This window comes from Streptomyces sp. NPDC026062, from assembly GCF_055568375.1.
Genome location: NZ_JBVHOQ010000015.1, coordinates 142463 through 159340, shown reverse-complemented (window position 1 = coordinate 159340; position 16878 = coordinate 142463). Strand labels below are relative to the sequence as shown.

The following is a 16878-nucleotide window of genomic DNA, read 5'->3' as shown; positions in this document are numbered from 1 at the left end:
CTGAGAAAGAGAAATGGAGGAATCATCTTGGCGGGAAGCCTGGAAGAACCACGTCGATGGAAGGCGTGGAAGAACCACCGCACCGGAGGAATGAACCACCGCACCGGAGGCATGGGAGAAGTGCCGCCACCGGGTGCCGCCGAAGGGCTACCCCGCCTGGCCGAGTTCGGCCAGGATGACGCGGGCGCGTCGCTCGGCCGGGCGCAGGCATAGTTCCTCGGCTGCGGCCAGGGCTGCTTCCGCCTGCTCCGCGGCCTCCCGAACGTTCCCCTCCGCGCACCGGACGCGGGCGAGGCCGATGCGGGCCCCCGCCTCCTGGTGGCGGAAGCCGCACCGGGTGGTGATCTCCAACGCCTCCTCCAGGTACGCCACTGCCTGCGGGAACTCATCGCTGAGACAGAGCAGTTCACCGAGGTTGATCAGGTAGTCGCTCAGTGCGCTGGGGTCGGCGTGATCGCGGGCGTATGCCAGCGCCTTCTCGGCGAGTGGGCGGGCGAGGTCGAGGCGGCCGGTGTCGCGGTACGTGCGCGCGAGAATCTCCAGGGCATCCGCCTCGTTTCGGCGCTCCCGGTGCTTCCTGGACAGCCGCAGTGCCTCGGTGCCGTCGGCCAGCGCCGCCTCGTAGTCCCCCCGGCCGTGATGGGCGATGGCCCGGTTGACCAGCGGGCTGATGGTCTCCAGCGGCTGCCCGTGGCGCAGGGCTAGATCGATCGCCTCAGTCGTGGACTCGATCGCCTGCTCCGACTGGCCGAGATAGGAGTGGATCAGCCCCATGACGTCGAGCGCGACGCCCAGCATCACCGGGCGGTCGAGATCGCGGACCAGCGCCAGGGAGCGCTTCTGCCATTCCTCGGCCTGACGCATCTCACCCCGACGCCCGTAGTAGACCGACAGGTTGCTCAACGCGGCAGCCTGGCCGGGGACGAAGCCGCCGGCCCGGAATCCCTCCAGGGCTCCGAGGAGGTGATCCAGGTTGTGGCCCTGGTCCTCGATGTGGTGGCCCAGCACGCCGAGGCTCTGGAGCATCGCCGCTCGGGCGAGGATGTCGCCCGAGGCTTCGGCGGCGTGCAGACCGGCGGTGGCCATCCTCTTCCACTCGACCCGGTGGAGCCGGGCGTAGAGGTACATGCGCAGCTGGTCGGCCAGCTGCCAGGCGATGTGGTGCGGTCCTGCCGAGGCGGCGTGTCCGGCCACGGCGGTCATGTTCGCGAGCTCCTGATCCAGCCATTCCAGAGCCTGTTGCCGGTCGGCGAACCTGTCGGAAACGGCGCGCTGCCGGGGCAGCTGTGCGATACCGGTGTACTCGAAGGCTGTTGCGGCATCGGCGGCGGCGAGGTACCAGTCGCACAACCGCTCCCACGCCGCTTCGTGCAGGGGGTCCTCCGCGGCATGCTCGGCCGCGTACAGCCGCAGCAGGTCCTGGAACCGGAAACGGTCGGTCGCGGTGCGTTGGATCAGGCTCGCGCCGGCCAGTACATCCAGCAACTCCTCGGCCACGTTGGGCCCGGCCCCCAGCAGCGCGGCTGCCGCCTCCGTGCTGAACTCCGGTCCGGGGTGCAGCCCCAGCAGGGCGAACAGACGTGCCGCAGAAGGCTCCAGCTCCGCGTACGAGTGATCGAAGGCGGTACGGACGGCCTGGCGGTCGCCGACGATGGACAGCTTCGTGAGTCGCGCGCCATCGGCAAGCTCGGCGGTGTAGGTCGCCAACGACCTTCCGGGCCGGGCCGCGAGATTGGCGGCGGCGATGCGCAGAGCCAGCGGAAGCCGGGCACACTGCTCGGCCAGCCGTCCCGCCGCTTCCGGCTCCGAAGCCACCCGCTGCTCGCCCAGGACGCCGGACAGCAGGGCGCGTGCCTCGACCGGTTCCAGGACCTGCAGCTGAACGACGTGGGCGGCGTGGCTGACGCTGAGACCGCGCAACTCCGTCCGGCTGGTGATCAGTACGGCTGCCCCCGCGGTGCCGGGGAGCAGGGGCCGGACCTGCTCCGCGTCCGCGACGTTGTCGAGCACGATGAGCACGCGCCGGTCGGCCAGCCGACTGCGGAAGTCCGCCGCCTGGTCGTCCAGGGTCCCGGAGGGCGCGGCCATTTCCATGCCGGAGGCGTGCATGAGCGACGTCAGGATCTCGGAGGGATCCCGTGGCCGTTCACCCGTGGCGGGCAGCTGCACGTACCACTGCCCGTCCGGGAAGACCGCCCGCAGCCGGTGGCCGAGGTGCACTGCCAACGTTGTCTTCCCCACGCCGGGCGAGCCGGTGATGACGACGGGACCGACGGGAGTGCCCCGGGCCGCTCCCGTCAGCAGATCCTCCAGTTCCCGCATCTGTTCCTTCCGGCCGACGAAACCCGGACCCGCGGGCGGGAGTCGGCATTGCACGATCCAGTCCGGCCGAGCACCGGCCACTGCGGCAGCCTGGACGGGGGAAGCCGGTGCCGGAGCCGGGGACCGGGGTGGAGCCGGGGCGGGCGCCGGGGCCGGGGACGCGGACTGTGCGGGGGCGGGGAACTGCGCGGGGGCCGGGGACTGTGCGGGGGCCGGGAAGGCGCTCAGCTCCGGATCGTCACGCAGGATTGCCTCGTGCAGTCCCCGCAGTGCGGCGCCGGGGTCAACACCGAACTTCTCGGCCAGGTTTCGCCGGAACGCGTCGAAGTGGTCGAGTGCCTCGACCTGCCGTCCGCAGCGGAACAACACGGTCATGAGCTGGGCAACGAGTCGCTCGTCCCACGGATTCTCGGCCGCGAGGTCGCGCAGCTCAGCCGTCAGACCGCCGGCTTCCCCCGCGGAGAGCCTCTGGTCGATACGGTCCAGCATCGCCGCCAGCCGCTCCTGCCGCAGACGGGTACGCATCGCTTCGGCCCAGTCCCCGGCGATGCCGGAGAGCGGTTCACCGTGCCAGAGCCCCAGTGCCTCGTCCAGGATCCGCTCGGACTCGGTGCTGTTTCCGGCAGCGCGGGCCTCTGCCGACAACTCCCGGAATCGATGCAGATCGACGTCGTCGGCCGGGACGGTGAACGCATAGCTGCCGGCCCGGCGCACTATCGCCACCGTACTGTCCTGCTGACGCAGGGAACTGCGCAGCCGCGCCACGTAGCTGTGCAGCGTGCTGCGCGCGGTGGCGGGCGGGAAGTCTCCCCAGACGCACTCGATCAGCTGCTCGGTGGAGAGGGTCTTTCCTGGCGCCAACAGAAGCGCGGCCAGGACGCAGCGCTGTTTGGGCGAGCCCAGGGGGATCGGGCGGTCACCACACGATGCGGCAACGGGGCCGAGCAGTTGAAATCTCACAGCACGTCACCCACCGATGGTCGTGGGTGGCATGCCCCCCATGCTACTGAGCCAGTGATGACAACGGCTTGAAGGCGACGGTCACGGGCGTACGTGTACGCGGCGTCGTGTCGTCGGCCGCAGCCAGTGCTCTGGTGGATCACTGCGCCAACTTAGCGCGGACCCGACCGCCAACCAGTGCGAATAGGGGAACAGTCACAGCGAGCGCCCGCCTCGTCGTTCGTCATGCGGCCGTTCATGCGCCCCACCCTCGACCGCACCTTGCGGTGGGCGGCACTGCCGTCCTCCTGGCCGGGAAGCGGCGTTCGTCGGTGGGTGCGTGCGGTGCGGGACGGCCGCGCCGCAGGGCGCCCGCGCGGGCGCTCTCCGGCAGGCGGGTCCGCGCCGGCGTTTCGGATTCGAGAAGGGGGTCGCCCCTCCGGCGGCCGGTGGGTCCGGGGCTCCGCCTCAGCCGTGGCCGTCCCGAATTTGCGTGATGACCCGTTCGTTCCGAAGCGAGTTGGGCGGGAGTGGCGCCTTGGGCTGGCGTGGTTCTTTCCTGCGCCGATGGTTCACAGACGTTCGCGGACGTCCGCCGGTGTTCGTCAGCGTTGTCACGCAGTTGGGCGCTCACTCAGGTTCGCTGGGTGGGATCACCGGCTGATCCCTCAACGCCGCGTATGCGCGCTCGACTTCGCCCAGGTACTGCTCCAAGCGAAAGCGAACCTCCTCGATGACCTCCCCTTCGAGGCCCGGGTACATCAGGTCGGACCAGATAACCATCCCGCCCCGGAGCCGGACCCGGATGGTCAGCCTGCCCGAACCAGGCTCGGGCTGCTCCTGGGCTGCCAGATCCACCGTGCACGGTGAATCCGTCGGATAGAGCGGTCCGCCTGGGCGGAGCAGTTGCCTCGGATCGAGGCCGGCCATTCTGCCATCGCTGCGCGCGACCACGTCGAGGCCATCGATGAAGAGGTACGTATGCACGGCAGTACACGCCGGCAGTCCAGGACACGCGCTGATGAGCAGTGTGCTCACCGCACCACCGCTTTCCCTGTCGGGCACGGTCGCCCTCAACGCGCGCGGGGACCTACGCGGCATCCGCCTGATGTGACGTCATGGGCCGACCTTATCGGCTACGTCGCACCAGTCCGGAAGACCCCGTATGTGGATGGGGTCTGACCTGCACGCTTGTGACCTGCGATCCAATGACGATCGTGCTACTTGTCCCCATGTTTCCCCGTCAGTCCCCGACCGGACGGGCATGCGACGGGCCTGCGTGTCGGAACAGCAGGGCTGTCATCCAGCCTGATGTGCGAGCGCCGATGGCGTGGGTATCCGTGCCGGGTCGGCTGGAGGGCGGTTGGCCGGCCGCCTGTCTCCAGGGTGGATTGACTGAATCCGCCAGCTTTGCAGGCGGTCCCCAATTCGATGGACGGCAGAGCCGAGCTCACGTCAGCTCCTCTGAAGCCAAGCAATCGTAACTCTCCGTATGTGAGCGGCCCGGGTCGCGGGCTGGGCGGGCGACAGCGTCCCGGTGCTTCTGGCCACCTACGCACGGTGCGTGGAAGGACAGCTTCCCGATCTCAAGAGGCGGCTCGAAGCCGCCGGAGACCTCCCGGAACCGCCGCCCGCAGGCTGACGGGACGGCGGACTTCGGCACGTATTCGGCGCGGCCACCCGCGAAACCCCGGTGACAGCCGTACGGCCCCGGACTTTCCCTTGATCGTCAGGAGACTGTCCGGGGCTTCGCCGTGTCCACCGAAACATGCCCTGAACTGCGAAAAGCCCTCCCGGTGAGGAGGACTCTCGGTGGCGCCCCCGGCAGGACTCGAACCTGCGGCCAAGCGCTTAGAAGGCGCCTGCTCTATCCACTGAGCTACGGGGGCCGGATGGTGACCTCGGTGGCCTGGAGCCCTGGGACCCGGGCGGTCCGTGACCTTGCCGGGACAAGGATAGGGCTCCGATTGTCTCCGCCCGGTTGCTTCACCTGCGTGGCACGATGTGGAGGTTCAGTGAAGCGAGACGATAATCGCAGGTAGGTGCGATTCATGCACCGCTTTTGACGCATCGCGCCCCGGGTGTTGTGCACTCGTTATGCCTGCGCCCCACTCGTCCCCTCTGTCCGGACGGGGGAACCGGCGCGCAGAGGTGGCTATACGCTTCAAAAAGGCGCCAAAATTGGGCATTCTTCACATGTGGTGACCTTGGACGTACGGCCTCAGCTCATCGACGCACTTTCCGCCCTGCGCGACCGTGTCGCTGCCGTGCGTCTCCCACTCCCGCTCCCAGGAGCTCCGCGCGCCCGGCAGACCAGGATCGAGCTGCTCGCCCAGCTCGACGACTACCTGCTGCCCCGGCTCAAGGACCCAGAGGCCCCCCTGCTCGCGGTCATCGGAGGTTCCACCGGCGCGGGCAAGTCGACGCTCGTCAACTCGCTCGTCGGACGGCGGGTCAGCGAGGCCGGGGTGCTGCGGCCGACCACACGCACACCGGTGCTCGTCTGCCATCCGGATGATCACCACTGGTTCGCCGGAATCCGGGTGCTGCCGCAGCTCACCCGGGTCTGGCTGCCGCCCGAGGAGTCCGCCGACCCCGGCCAGTGCGACGACCTCGAAGGACTCGACGGGAACGCGGCCGAGGAAGGGACCGCGCTGCGCGTCGAAACCGCAGCAGGGCTGCCCAGGGGCCTCGCCCTGCTGGACGCCCCCGACATCGACTCGCTCGTCGTACGCAACCGGGTCCTGGCCGCCGAGCTCATCTGCGCGGCGGACGTCTGGGTCATGGTGACCACCGCGTCCCGCTACGCCGACGCCGTGCCGTGGCATCTGCTGCGTACGGCCAAGGAGTACGACGCCTCCCTCGTCACCGTCCTCGACCGGGTACCGCACCAGGTGATCACCGAAGTGTCGCGGCAGTACGGCGCTTTGCTCACCAAGGCCGGACTCGGCGAAGTGCCGCGCTTCACCATCCCCGAACTGCCCGAATCGGCCGGCGGTGGCAGCGGACTGCTGCCCACCACCGCCGTCGCGCCGCTGCGCGCCTGGCTCACCCACCGTGCGCAGGACCCGGCGGCCCGTCAGCAGGCGGTCGGGCGGACGGCGGCCGGAGTCATCGACTCCCTCGATGTCCGGATGCCCGCCCTGGCCGGAGCCGTCGCCGCGCAGTACGCCGCCGCCGTCCGGCTGACCGGTGTGGTGGAGGACGCGTACGGGAAGGAGGGCACCCGGGTCCGCAAGCGGCTCCGCAACGGCGGGGCGCTCGCCGGCGACGCCCGGACCCGGTGGCGCGGCTATCCGCTCTACAGCACCGCGCAGGAGGTCCTCGACGCACTCGTGGACTCCCTCGCCGCGCTCCTGGAATGCGCGGTGGCCGCCGCCGACGAACAGATCCGCTCGACCTGGCGGCGCGAGCCCGCGGCGGCCGTCCTCGGCTTCGAGGCGCCGGGCCGGGAGGCGGGCGGCTGGGGGCCCGCCGAGGACATCGGCGGCCGGATCGCCATGACCGTACGGCGGTGGCGCCGGGTCCTGGAGGAGCTTGCCGAGGAAGAGACGCGGCTCATGGAGCGCAACACCGCGCCCGACACCGAGACCGTCACCGCGCTCCTCGCCGCCGCGCTCCTCGGCGGACGCCGGGCCCGTACCGCAGGAGAGCAACTGGCCGAACGCATCGGCGTCCAGGGGGCCCTGCGGCTGCGCGACAAGGGGGGCGCGCTGCTCACCACCTATCTCGAACAGGTGCTCGGTGGTGAACGCGACCGCCGGCTCGCCCCGCTGGACGCGCTCGATGTGGCCCCCGAACCGCAGGCCGAACTGATCGCCGCGCTGTCCGTACTGCAGAAGGAGAGGTGGCAGCGATGACTGCCGTCACTGACGAGGGTCCGGGACAGGGCCGGGGGCAGGACCAGGGAGAGGACCGGCCAGGGGACCGGGGGCAGAACCAGGGGGAGAACCGGGGACGGAGCCAGGGACAGGGGCGGAGCCAGGGACGGACCCGTGCCCCCGATCCGGCACCCGAGCGGAGCCCGGAGGGCGAAGCCGTCCCCGGTGAGAACCCAGGTCATGACCGGGACAGGCCGTCCCGCGAATGGGACGACGGGCTCATCGCCCGTCGGTCGGCCACCGGCACCGCCATCGGCAAGGCCGCGCCCGGCTCTCTTCCGGTGGCGGATGCGGAGGCTGAGGACGACGGACGGCCCCAGGTCGAGGCGTACGTCCCCTCCGGCAGCCCGCTCGGTCCACGCCTGGACGCGCTGCGCGAACTCGTCGGCCTCTCCCGGGCCCGGCTCGACCGGACCGCCCTCGCCGAGGCGGGGCGCGTACTCGACGAGGCAGCGGCCAGGCAGCGGCTCTCCTCCCGCCATACCGTCGTCGCCATCGCCGGAGCGAGTGGCAGCGGCAAGTCGACGCTCTTCAACTCCCTCGCGGGTGCGCAGATCTCCGAGACCGGACTCCGCAGGCCCACCACCTCCGCCCCTCTCGCCTGTTCCTGGACGGACGGGGCCGCGGGGCTGCTCGACCGGCTCGCGATCCCCGGGCGGCTCCGGCGCAGGCCACAGGTTGGCGCCGCTGCGGCGGAGGAAGCGCTCCAGGGCCTGGTCCTGGTCGACCTGCCCGACCACGACTCGGCGGCGCGCGGCCACCGCGACCAGGTGGACCGGGTGCTCGCGCTGGTTGACGCGGTGATCTGGGTGGTGGACCCGGAGAAGTACGCCGACGCTGCGCTGCACGAGCGCTATCTGCGCCCCCTTGCCGGGCACGCGGAGGTCACCTTCGTGGTTCTCAACCAGGTCGACCGGCTGCCCGGAGACGCCGCCGACCAGGTGCTGGACGATCTGCGCAGGCTCCTGGACGAGGACGGCATGGCGCTGGGCGAACACGGCGAACCCGGTGCCACCGTCCTGCCCCTGTCCGCGCTCACCGGGGAAGGGGTCGGCGAGCTGCGTGAACTGCTCGGCCGCTTCGTCCAGGACCGCACGGCCGCCACCCGCCGGCTCTCGGCTGATGTGGACGCCGCCGCGGCCAGGCTCCGCCCGGTGTACGTCGCCGAGGGGCGGCCGGGACTGGGGGAGCGGGCCCGGGAGGAGTTCGCCGACCGGCTCGCGGAGGCCGTGGGCGCCGCCGCCGCCGGACAGGCCGCCGAACGTGAATGGCGCCGCAACGCCGGACGGGCGTGCGGCACGCCGTGGCTGCGGCTGTGGCGCTGGTACGAGTCCACTCGGCAGCCCGGCGGCGCGGACCGGGGCGCACTCGCCGCGCCGCCCGAGGAAAACCTCACCGCGCGCCAACGGGTCGAGCAGGCGGTGCGCACGGTGGCCGACGGCGCCGCCGACGGGCTGCCCGCACCCTGGGCGCAGGCAGTGCGCGAGGCCGCGGTGCACGGAGCGCAGGGGCTGCCCGAGGCGCTCGACGAGCTGGCCGGACGGGCCACGGATGCGGAGGGCCGGGCCGCCTCGGAGACGCGGGGCCGGGACGCGGAGGCGCGGGGCCGGGACGCGGATGAGCAGGGCCGGGGCGCGGAGACGCGGGGCCGGGGCGCGGAGGCGCGGGGCCGGGGCGCGAACGTGGGCGATGGTGCGGGCGGTGCGGCCGGCGTGCGGGGCGGTGTGGGTGGTGCGCGGGGTGGCGCGGGCCAGGAGCGCGGCGGGCGAGGGAGCGTGAAGCCCCCGCGGCCGGCCTGGTGGCCGGCCGCCGTGCTGGCACAGGTGGCGATGACACTGCTTCAGATCTTTGGCGGTCTGTGGCTGGCGGGCCAGATCATCGGCGTACTGCAACCGGGGTTGCTGACGCCCGCGCTGGTGATGCTGGCGGGCATCATCGGCGGCCCGTTGGTGGAGTGGTCGTGCGCGGCGGCGGCCAGGGGGCCCGCGCGACGGTATGGCCAGGAGGCCGAGCGACGGCTGCGCGAGGCAGCGGCCGCATGCGGGCGGGCGCGGGTGCTCGATCCGGTGGCGGCGGAGCTGGTGCGCTACCGGGAGGTGCGGGAGCGCTTCGTGGCGGTGACGGAGTTTTCCACAACGGGCCGTTAGTCCACAGGCCTCAGCAGGAATTCCGCTTCCCCTTCAGTATGGGATCAGTGACCGGGCGTCATAGCGCGGTCACTGAAATCCGGACCGAAGGGGAGGCGGAGTCATGAACGAGACCTTGGTGACGCTGGTGGGGAACGCGGCGACCGGTGTGGAGTTCCGGGAGACCGCGAGCGGGGGAATGGCGCGATTCCGGTTCGCGGTGACACCGCGGCGGTGGGACCGGGAGAAGCAGCTCTGGGCGGACGGGCACACCAGCTTCTACACCGTGTGGGCCTGGCGCGGCCTCGCGTCGAACCTGTCGGGTTCGGTGGCGGTGGGCGAGCCTTTGGTGGTGCACGGCAGGCTCAAGGTGCGCGAGGAGGAACGGGAGGGGCAGCGCCGGACGTTCGTGGACATCGAGGCGGTGGCGGTGGGACACGACCTGACCCGGGGGACTTCGGCGTTCCGGCGCGTGGTCAGGGGAGATCCGGGGCTGGTCGCGCGAACCGGCGGCCGGGAGGCGGGTGAGCCGGACCGGTGGGCCGTGCGGGACCGCCCGGCGGAGCGGGAGCAGCCTGCGGACCGCGCGGAACCACGGGATGCGGAACGTGTTCCGAAAGCGTCCGAACGGCCGCAACGCCCCGTCACCAGGCGGCGGACGGTGCGTCAGAAGGCTGATCCGGAACTGGCGTCGGTGCCCTGACGGCCCACCCGTCGGAGGTGGTGATGAGCGCATTCCGGCCCGAGTCCTTCCCACCGTCGGGACGTTACCGGGGATAACGATTCCGATTCGGAATGGTTGTCGGACGGTATGACGGGGGACTCTGCTTCGCTCGGTACTTAGGATTCCCCAGTACTCACAGGGCACTTGAGTCGGCTGGCGGGACATTCCCCACACGCGTAACGGACGCGAGGGTCTCGCCCGGAGGGGAATTCTGTGTTTTCTGCTTCTTCAGCGACCGCCTCGTCATCCATGACGGCGGCCAATTCTCGACGAACCCGCGGTATAGCCCGGCTGGCTGCCGCGGTGGTGGCATCCGGCCTGGTCGTCGCCGGCGTCCTCACCGGCGCGGGCGGCGCAGCCGCTGACGAGGCGCCCCTGCATCAGGGGGGAGCGACCGCGACGCTGGACGGGCTGAAGACGTTCGACACCGCGGTCCTCCGCGCGAACGGCAAGAATCAGAAGCTGCCTGCCGGCCTCTTCGAGATGACGGTCGACGGCGGCGGCAAGTTCCAGACGTACTGCATCGACATCCACAACCCCACCCAGGACCAGGCGAAGTACCTGGAGACCCCCTGGAACCAGACCTCGCTCGGCACGAACAAGAACGCCGGCAAGATCCGCTGGATCCTGGAGCACTCCTACCCGAAGATCAACAACCTCCAGGCGCTTGCCGAGGAAGCCGGCACGGGCCCGCTGACCGAGCGGACCGCGGCGGCCGGAACCCAGGTCGCGATCTGGCGCTACTCGGACAACGCCGATGTGACCGCGTCCGACGACCAGGCGGAGAAGCTCGCCGACTGGCTGCAGAAGTCCGCGACCGACACCGCCGAACCCAGTGCGTCCCTCGCCCTGGACCCGGTCGCGGTGTCCGGCCGCTCCGGTGAGCGCGTCGGTCCCGTGACCGTCCGTACCAACGCCGGACAGGTCTCCGTGGCCCCGCCCGCCGACTCCGCCAGCGGCATCAAGATCACGGACAAGGACGGCAAGGCCGTCACCACGGCCGTCAACGGCTCCCAGCTCTACTTCGACATCCCGGCAGGCGCCGCCGACGGCTCCGCCGCCCTGACCGTCCAGGCCACCACCTCGGTCCCCGTCGGCCGGGCCTTCGCCGGTGCCACCAAGAGCCAGACCCAGATCCTGGCCGGCTCCAGTGAGTCGACGGTCTCCGCGAGTGCCACCGCGACCTGGGCCGGCAAGGGTGCGATCCCGGCGGTCACCGCGAAGAAGAACTGCGCCAAGGGCGGCGTGGACGTCACCGCGAGCAACAAGGGCGACGAGGCGTTCACCTTCGACCTGGCCGGGGCGGAGCACACCGTCGAGCCCGGGAAGTCCGAGACGGTGACCGTGCCGGTCGCCGAGGACCAGGCGTACGACTTCACGGTCACCGGCCCCGACGGCTTCACCCGCACGTTCAAGGGCGTGCTGGACTGCCTGACCACGGGCAGCGGCGGCGACGACGGCCTCACCACGCAGGACGCCGAGCAGCCCACCCCGGCCACCGCAACGGCGGGCGGCAGCGCGTCCGGCGCCGAGGGCAACCTGGCCGAGACCGGCAGCTCCAGCGCCACCCCGGTCATCGCGGGCATCGCGATCGCCCTGGTCGTCATCGGCGGCGGCTCGGTCTTCTTCCTCCGCCGGCGCAAGGGCCAGTCCGCAAGCGAGTGACGCACGGCCGAGTGACGAACAACAGGCGCACGGTCACCACGCGCTGAGCACGGTCACGACGCGTTGAACAAGGCCCCGGTACGATTTCGCCCGTACCGGGGCCTTCGCGTGCTGCGGGCCGGGACCTTTCGCGCACCGCCGATCCGGGGCCCGGGGCCCGGTGCCCTCGCCGATCCGGGGCTTCGCGCCCCTGTCGACCGGGAGCGCGCTGCCCGCGCGACGGAAGCCGCGCGACGGAAGCGCGAGACGGGAATCAAGGGCGCTCGAAGTACTGGAGCAGTCCTCCGACGGCGAAGCAGAGTGCTCCGGTGAGGGTGCCCCAGTTGGCGATGTCGATGTTCACCGGGCTTCCTGTCGCGGGGCGGGTGAAGTCGGCCAGTGCGGCTCCCAGGAAGAGGGCGGACCCGAGTTGGCTGACGGCGACGATCCACCAGCCGAGATCATGTGCACGGATCCCCGGGCGGCCGTGGCAGACCTCGACCAGGGCGAGATGCCCCGAGATGAGAAACAGGACGCACCCGACCATGTCCGGAGCCCAGACCAGCGTGTTCGCCTGCCGCGCAGAAAGCCCCTGCAACAGGGAGCTCAGCAGGTCGATGCCGAATACAAGCGTGCCGACGAACAGGACGAAGGTGCTCAGCCAGTCGATCCGGCCGGGCTCGTAGCTCCACCATCTCCAGCGCCGAGTGGCGAGAGCCCCGGTTCCGCTGTCCTGGCGTGGGGCGTTGACCGCTTGGAGCAGTGACGCGTAGCCGCCCGTGTTGAAGAACAGGCCGCCGGCGAAGTAGATCCAGGCCCCCGTCGCCTGCCCCGTACCGAACTGAGCCACCGAGGCCCCGGCGGCGAACAGACCTCCACCGACCGTGAACGCACCCGCCGCGACGGCATTCAGTCTGCGAAGACGCCCGACCGACGTGCTGTCCGCCTTCCGGGAGCGGAGTTCGGACTCGCCTGCGGCCCGCACGGCGAGCAGTCCGCGCTTACGGGCCCGCCGCGACTCCCAGACCGCGGTGCCCCCATCGCTGAGACGCCAGGTCAGCCGTGTGGTGAACGGCCCCGCACCCTCGGCGGTCCTCTCGATTCGGCTCACTTCGCGACCCTAGCCCTTTGGTGGCTATTTACCCCTTATGCGACTCGATCTCGCCCGCAGGGCCGCGAAGGGGCGGACGTTCGTGCTCGGCGTCGCCTGCGACAACCGGGGCCGGCCGGAATCCCCAGCTCAGGCCCACGCACCGGTACGGGTTTCCATCCGGGGATGGACGTCAGGCAAGATGGGGTGTATCTGCCCACTCATCGATTGCCGGACGGTTTCTCTTGGCTGAGTACATCTACACGATGCGCAAGACGCGCAAGGCACACGGCGACAAGGTCATCCTTGACGACGTGACGCTGAGCTTCCTGCCCGGCGCGAAGATCGGTGTGGTGGGTCCCAACGGTGCCGGTAAGTCCACGGTGCTGAAGATCATGGCCGGCCTGGAGCAGCCGTCCAACGGCGATGCCTTCCTGTCTCCCGGGTTCAGCGTCGGCATCCTCATGCAGGAGCCCCACCTCGACGAGTCGAAGACCGTTCTGGAGAACGTCCAGGACGGCGCCGCCGAGATCATGGGCAAGCTCAAGCGCTTCAACGAGGTCGCCGAGCTCATGGCGACCGACTACTCGGACGCCCTCATGGACGAGATGGGCAAGCTCCAGGAGGACCTGGACCACGCCAACGCGTGGGACCTGGACGCTCAGCTGGAGCAGGCCATGGACGCGCTGGGCTGCCCGCCCGGCGACTGGCCCGTCGTCAACCTGTCCGGTGGTGAGAAGCGCCGCGTCGCGCTCTGCAAGCTCCTCATCGAGGCGCCCGATCTGCTGCTCCTCGACGAGCCCACCAACCACCTCGACGCCGAGTCGGTGAACTGGCTGGAGCAGCACCTCTCGAAGTACGCGGGCGCCGTGGTCGCCGTCACCCACGACCGGTACTTCCTGAACAACGTCGCCGAGTGGATCCTCGAACTCGACCGGGGCCGCGCCATCCCCTACGAGGGTAACTACTCCACGTACCTGGAGAAGAAGGCCACCCGCCTCAAGGTCGAGGGCCGCAAGGACGAGAAGCGGCAGAAGCGGCTCAAGGAAGAGCTGGAGTGGGTGCGGTCGAACGCCAAGGGGCGCCAGACCAAGTCCAAGGCGCGTCTCGCCCGGTACGAGGAGATGGCGGCCGAGGCGGACAAGATGCGGAAGCTGGACTTCGAGGAGATCCAGATTCCGCCGGGCCCGCGGCTCGGTTCCATCGTCGTCGAGGTCGAGCACCTCTCGAAGGCCTTCGGCGACAAGGTCCTCATCGACGACCTGTCGTTCACGCTGCCGCGCAACGGCATCGTCGGCATCATCGGTCCGAACGGCGCGGGCAAGACCACGCTGTTCAAGATGATCCAGGGCCTGGAGACGCCGGACGCCGGCACCATCAAGGTCGGCGACACGGTCAAGATCAGTTACGTCGACCAGTCCCGCGCCAACATCGACCCGAAGAAGACCCTGTGGGCGGTCGTCTCGGACGAGCTGGACTACATCAACGTCGGCCAGGTCGAGATGCCGTCGCGGGCGTACGTCTCCGCGTTCGGCTTCAAGGGCCCGGACCAGCAGAAGCCGGCCGGCGTGCTCTCCGGTGGTGAGCGCAACCGCCTCAACCTGGCGCTGACGCTGAAGGAGGGCGGCAACCTGCTGCTCCTCGACGAGCCCACCAACGACCTCGACGTCGAGACCCTGTCCTCGCTCGAGAACGCGCTGCTGGAGTTCCCCGGTGCGGCCGTGGTCATCTCCCACGACCGCTGGTTCCTGGACCGAGTCGCCACGCACATCCTCGCGTACGAGGGCGAGTCCAAGTGGTACTGGTTCGAGGGCAACTTCGAGTCGTACGAGAAGAACAAGGTCGAGCGTCTCGGCGCGGACGCGGCCCGCCCGCACCGTGCCACGTACAAGAAGCTCACGCGAGGCTGATCGTCTTGGCACGTCACATCTACAGCTGCCCGCTGCGCTGGTCGGACATGGATGCCTTCGGCCACGTCAACAACGTGGTCTTCCTCCGCTACCTGGAGGAGGCGCGCATCGACTTCATGTTCCGGCTGGCGCCGGGGGACGGCTCGCCGTCCTTCGCGGGCGGTTCCGTCGTGGCCCGGCACGAGATCGACTACGTGCGCCCGCTGGTCCACCGGCACTCACCGGTGACCGTCGAGTCGTGGGTCACGAAGATCGGTGCCGCGTCGCTCACGATCGCGTACGAGATCAAGGACCCGGAGCAGGTGTACGTACGGGCGTCGACCATCGTCGTCCCGTACGACCTGGCCGAGGAGCGCCCCCGGCGGATCTCCGCGGAGGAGAAGCTCTTCCTCCAGAAGTACCTGGCCGAGGAGCCCGCGGCGGCATGACCGTGCCCGTGCAGTCCTTGCAGTTCGCCGACGCCAGGGAGGCCGCGGATCTCGCGGCCTTCCTCGGCCGGCTGCTCCACTACGACCGTGCCGCGGCCGTCCGGTTGCAGGCCGGCGGCGGTGCGCTCGCCGTGTTCGGACGGCCGCCGTCGTTCGAGGTCCTGGCGATCCGGGCCGTGCGGCTGGCGGATCCGTACGCCTTCGATGCCACGGTGTCGGCCGGCGAACTCCTGGAGACCCTGGAGGAGTCGACCGGCAGCGGTGCCGTCCCCGCACCGGTCACGGGCCCGCCCTGGACCGGTGTGCTGCCGCCGCGCGGCGGCTGGCAGGAGCGGCCGGGGCTGCCCGGACCCGTCGCCTTGCGCGCGGCGCTGACCGAGGCCGTCGCCGAGTTCCGTGCCCGCGACGCCGCCCTGCCCGAGGACCGGCGTACGCGGGCGGAGCGGGATCTCATCGGGCGTGACATCTGGTCGCGGACCGTCGGCACCACGGAGCTTCCGCTGCGCGCCGTGCACGCGGCGCAGGCTCTCGGTTTCCTGCGGGCGGCGCCGGACTTCCCCGTGGCCCTGCTGGCCACGGGTGCGTGGCTGCGGCTGCGTACCCCCTACGGGGCCATCGCCCTGCGGCGGGCGGGTGCGGCGGGCGGCCTAGGGACGCTCGCCGTCTCCGTGAGCGGGTAGGGCCCCTCAAGCAGTAAGCAGGCGGCGCCCCCAAGAAGGCGCGTCACCAGCGCATGTGGACGTCCTCGGCCCAGCCCAGCAGGCGTTCCACCACGATCTCCGTGCCGTCGTCCGTACGGACCCGCCCGTCGTAGTACCCGAAGCACTGGTCCGTGCGGTTGTCGATCAGGCCGGTCTCCGTGCGGGTCGACCGGTTGTGGAACGGGGTGAACGTCAGGTCGACCTGGTCGGACGAGGGCGTACGGATGGTCCAGGGCGCGAGGAAGTCGGTCGTCGACCACCGCCAGTCCAGCTCCTCCCCGATCTTGGTGAGCCGGCCGTCCACACAGAGCCCGTTCTCCGTCGAGCCGGTGCCCGCCGTCCAGCGTCCGCCGAACTGGAGGCCCACGGTGTGGCCGTCGGTGCGTCCGGAGGCGGCGCCCCAGTTCCAGTCGACCGTGCGCGGCCAGCGGCCCCGGCCGTGGTCCAGGACGGCCCAGGTGTCGGGCCCGTCGAAATCGAGGAACTCGCCGCCGATCCTGACCCGGCCGGACGCGGGGAGCGCGGTGTGCTTGGAGGTGTACTGGAAGCGCCGCCCGCTCCACGGGACGACGACCGACAGCGACTCGTGCTCCGGAGGCCGGGCGACCAGCAGATCGACCTCCAGCGGAATCCGGTCCGGGGTCAGGCAGCGGGCCCTCAGCCGGGTTCCGGCGTTCTCGTCGCGGATCTCGACGCGCACCTTGCCGCTCGACGGACGCTCGGGCCCGACCACCACGTCACTGGAGCCGGGCGCGCCCGCGACGGTGTCGGGGAGCTCGACGCCGAAGCCCCCGGGGATGATCGCGGTACGTTCGAGTTCGAGGCCGCCCGGTGCGTATTCGAGCAGGTAGACGGTGTTCAGGGCGAGGAAGTCGAGGTCACTGACGGTCAGTGCCACCAGGTGGGTGGGCGTCGTGACGCACCAGTACTCCCAGCGCTTGGTACGGCCCCAGCCGCGCAGATTGGCGCGGTGGAGCGGTGTCCGCGACCAGCCGACCGAGGCCGGGTTCAGACTGCCGTCGGGCAGGCAGAGGTCGACCGGTTCGGTGATCTCGCGTTCGGGCGTCGTCATGCGGCGATCCTATGACCGGGGCCGAGTCCGGGGCTGGGGCC

11 protein-coding genes and 1 tRNA gene are annotated in these 16878 nt (G+C 70.7%); 7 read left to right on the top strand and 5 right to left on the bottom strand.

All coding sequences use genetic code 11. From position 1 onward, the window contains the following. Positions 1-147: 147 nt before the first annotated feature. The 3 genes from ACZ4LX_RS16420 to ACZ4LX_RS16410 form a co-directional block, all read right to left on the bottom strand. On the bottom strand, positions 148-3282 hold the full coding sequence (locus ACZ4LX_RS16420) for an AfsR/SARP family transcriptional regulator (protein ID WP_467644544.1): 3135 nt from the start codon (positions 3280-3282) through the stop codon (positions 148-150). Between the two features lie 609 nt (positions 3283-3891). Next, the gene (locus tag ACZ4LX_RS16415) at positions 3892-4248 is read right to left on the bottom strand and encodes a hypothetical protein (protein WP_467644540.1); all 357 of its coding nucleotides are present in this window, start codon (positions 4246-4248) and stop codon (positions 3892-3894) included. Positions 4249-5074: 826 nt separating this feature from the next. Beyond that, positions 5075-5150 (bottom strand) — tRNA-Arg (locus tag ACZ4LX_RS16410). A gap of 318 nt (positions 5151-5468) precedes the next feature. Here ACZ4LX_RS16410 and ACZ4LX_RS16405 point away from each other — a divergent pair. The 4 genes from ACZ4LX_RS16405 (at position 5469) to ACZ4LX_RS16390 (ending at position 11657) form a co-directional block, all read left to right on the top strand. Next, the gene (locus ACZ4LX_RS16405) at positions 5469-7121 is read left to right on the top strand and encodes a dynamin family protein (RefSeq protein WP_467644615.1); all 1653 of its coding nucleotides are present in this window, start codon (positions 5469-5471) and stop codon (positions 7119-7121) included. Further along, positions 7118-9289, top strand: coding sequence for a YfjP family GTPase (locus ACZ4LX_RS16400; RefSeq protein ID WP_467644538.1), 2172 nt, complete (start codon positions 7118-7120; stop codon positions 9287-9289). The genes ACZ4LX_RS16405 and ACZ4LX_RS16400 overlap by 4 nt, the downstream gene beginning before the upstream one ends. Before the next feature lie 103 nt (positions 9290-9392). Then, on the top strand, positions 9393-9971 hold the full coding sequence (locus ACZ4LX_RS16395) for a single-stranded DNA-binding protein (protein WP_467644535.1): 579 nt from the start codon (positions 9393-9395) through the stop codon (positions 9969-9971). A gap of 234 nt (positions 9972-10205) precedes the next feature. Further along, the gene (locus tag ACZ4LX_RS16390) at positions 10206-11657 is read left to right on the top strand and encodes a Cys-Gln thioester bond-forming surface protein (RefSeq protein ID WP_467644533.1); all 1452 of its coding nucleotides are present in this window, start codon (positions 10206-10208) and stop codon (positions 11655-11657) included. 253 nt (positions 11658-11910) lie between these two features. Here ACZ4LX_RS16390 and ACZ4LX_RS16385 read toward each other — a convergent pair whose 3' ends face one another. Continuing rightward, positions 11911-12747, bottom strand: a complete 837-nt coding sequence (locus tag ACZ4LX_RS16385) for a hypothetical protein (protein ID WP_467644530.1) — start codon at positions 12745-12747, stop codon at positions 11911-11913. Positions 12748-12971: 224 nt separating this feature from the next. Between ACZ4LX_RS16385 and ettA the strand changes: the two genes are divergently transcribed. Genes ettA through ACZ4LX_RS16370 form a run of 3 tightly spaced genes read left to right on the top strand, consistent with a single transcriptional unit; the run spans position 12972 to position 15744 of the window. Continuing rightward, positions 12972-14636 carry an energy-dependent translational throttle protein EttA gene (gene ettA / locus ACZ4LX_RS16380; RefSeq protein WP_467644528.1) on the top strand — a complete coding sequence of 555 codons (1665 nt, stop codon included), beginning with the start codon at positions 12972-12974 and terminating at the stop codon, positions 14634-14636. A gap of 5 nt (positions 14637-14641) precedes the next feature. Continuing rightward, complete coding sequence (locus ACZ4LX_RS16375; protein WP_207317066.1) at positions 14642-15064, top strand: acyl-CoA thioesterase; 423 nt, start codon at positions 14642-14644, stop codon at positions 15062-15064. Further along, positions 15061-15744, top strand: coding sequence for a DUF8010 domain-containing protein (locus ACZ4LX_RS16370; protein ID WP_467644522.1), 684 nt, complete (start codon positions 15061-15063; stop codon positions 15742-15744). Before ACZ4LX_RS16375 ends, ACZ4LX_RS16370 begins: the two co-directional genes overlap by 4 nt. A gap of 43 nt (positions 15745-15787) precedes the next feature. Here the strand turns inward: ACZ4LX_RS16370 and ACZ4LX_RS16365 are convergent, their stop codons facing one another. Then, on the bottom strand, positions 15788-16837 hold the full coding sequence (locus ACZ4LX_RS16365; RefSeq protein WP_467644517.1) for a DUF2804 domain-containing protein: 1050 nt from the start codon (positions 16835-16837) through the stop codon (positions 15788-15790). Between the last annotated feature and the right edge of the window lie 41 nt (positions 16838-16878).

Bases quoted from the DNA above. Each gene is read 5' to 3' on its own strand.
- ACZ4LX_RS16370 (WP_467644522.1), top strand. From the start codon at position 15,061: ATGACCGTGCCCGTGCAGTCCTTGCAGTTCGCCGACGCCAGGGAGGCC.
- ACZ4LX_RS16395 (WP_467644535.1), top strand. From the start codon at position 9,393: ATGAACGAGACCTTGGTGACGCTGGTGGGGAACGCGGCGACCGGTGTG.
- ACZ4LX_RS16365 (WP_467644517.1), bottom strand. From the start codon at position 16,837: ATGACGACGCCCGAACGCGAGATCACCGAACCGGTCGACCTCTGCCTG.
- ACZ4LX_RS16400 (WP_467644538.1), top strand. From the start codon at position 7,118: ATGACTGCCGTCACTGACGAGGGTCCGGGACAGGGCCGGGGGCAGGAC.